We start from the raw sequence: 1,239 nt of genomic DNA, 5'->3' as shown, positions 1-1,239 counted from the left end.
GATATCTTCATGAATTTTCTGAACATTACGGGAAATGAAGGTAAAACAACAGTTTTGGAGGAAATAATAAAAGCAGTAATCATATTAAAAAATGCTTTTATTATACCCGAATTGCTAGTTAATTTCATTGGAAAATAAATAAGTCGTGCTATCCTAATCTTAAACCACTAAGCATTAGAAAGCGCACGACTTATATGACTTATAATAGCACACTTCCAAAAGTTTTTGTTTATTTACTGACAACCATTGAGACGCTTTATCAAACGAGGGTTTCCCTTGAGGTTCAAAACCGAAAGAACGTCCATCTCGCAACATCAGATTGCTTAGTTATCGCTTGTTACCTATGGGGCGTACTGCATTTTAGTGAAACGCTTAAAGCTAAGCACCAATTGGCTCAAAGTTTATTTCCTAATTTCCTAGAATATTCTCGCTTTGTCCGCCGTTGTAATGCCCTCTTACCGAGTATCCAAGTCATTCGCCAAGCACTCGTCTTTAAAGAGGTTGAAGGAATGAGTGTATCCATTATTGACAGCTTCCCCATTCCTTTGTGTCAGCCTATTCGTAACTTCAGAAGCAAAGTTCTTGGAGATTATGCCAATGTTGGCTACAATGCTACAAAGGGACAGTACTTCTATGGATGTAAATGTCATGCTTTAGTCAGTGAATCAGGCTATGTCATAGACTACACAATTACTCCTGCTTCAATGGCTGATAGTTCAATGACCGAGGAAGTGTTGAGTCAATTTGGGACACCAACAGTCCTTGGAGATATGGGATATCTAGGTCAGTCACTGCATGAAAGGCTGGAATTAGAAGGAATTGATCTAATTACACCTGTCAGGAAGAACATGAAGCAAAAGAAAATCCTTTTCCCTAATTTTTCAAAACATAGAAAAGTGATTGAGCGAGTTTTCTCTTTTTTGACAAATCTAGGAGCTGAGCGTTGTAAAAGTCGTTCGCCTCAAGGTTTTCAATTGAGATTAGAGATGATACTTTTAGCGTATTCTTTACTGTTAAAATCAGCTAAATCACTGGAACCAGAGACTTTAAGATATTCTATCGGGTATCAAGTCATGGCTAAATAATCAACTAGCAATTCGGGTATATATATAGAAATAGGTATATAATAAAATACATTGATAGGGAATGAAAACTAAACTATTGATAATAGTTAACCCGAATTGCTAGTTAATTTCATTGGAAAATAAATAAGTCGTGCTATCCTAATCTTAAACTACT

1 protein-coding gene is annotated in these 1,239 nt (G+C 36.1%); it reads left to right on the top strand.

What is annotated here, in order from left to right; genetic code table 11:
* Positions 1-194: 194 nt before the first annotated feature.
* Complete coding sequence (locus AB0N03_RS52420) at positions 195-1,085, top strand: IS982-like element ISLll1 family transposase (RefSeq protein WP_364389011.1); 891 nt, start codon at positions 195-197, stop codon at positions 1,083-1,085.
* Positions 1,086-1,239: the final 154 nt, after the last annotated feature.

The sequence above is a fragment of the Amycolatopsis sp. NPDC051061 genome (assembly GCF_040682935.1).
GTDB lineage: Bacteria > Actinomycetota > Actinomycetes > Mycobacteriales > Pseudonocardiaceae > Amycolatopsis.
The sequence above is the reverse complement of the archived record's forward strand: the minus strand, read 5'-3'. Positions and strand labels throughout refer to the sequence as shown.

Coding starts and splice junctions, on each gene's coding strand:
- AB0N03_RS52420 (WP_364389011.1), top strand. CDS start 195: ATGACTTATAATAGCACACTTCCAAAAGTTTTTGTTTATTTACTGACA.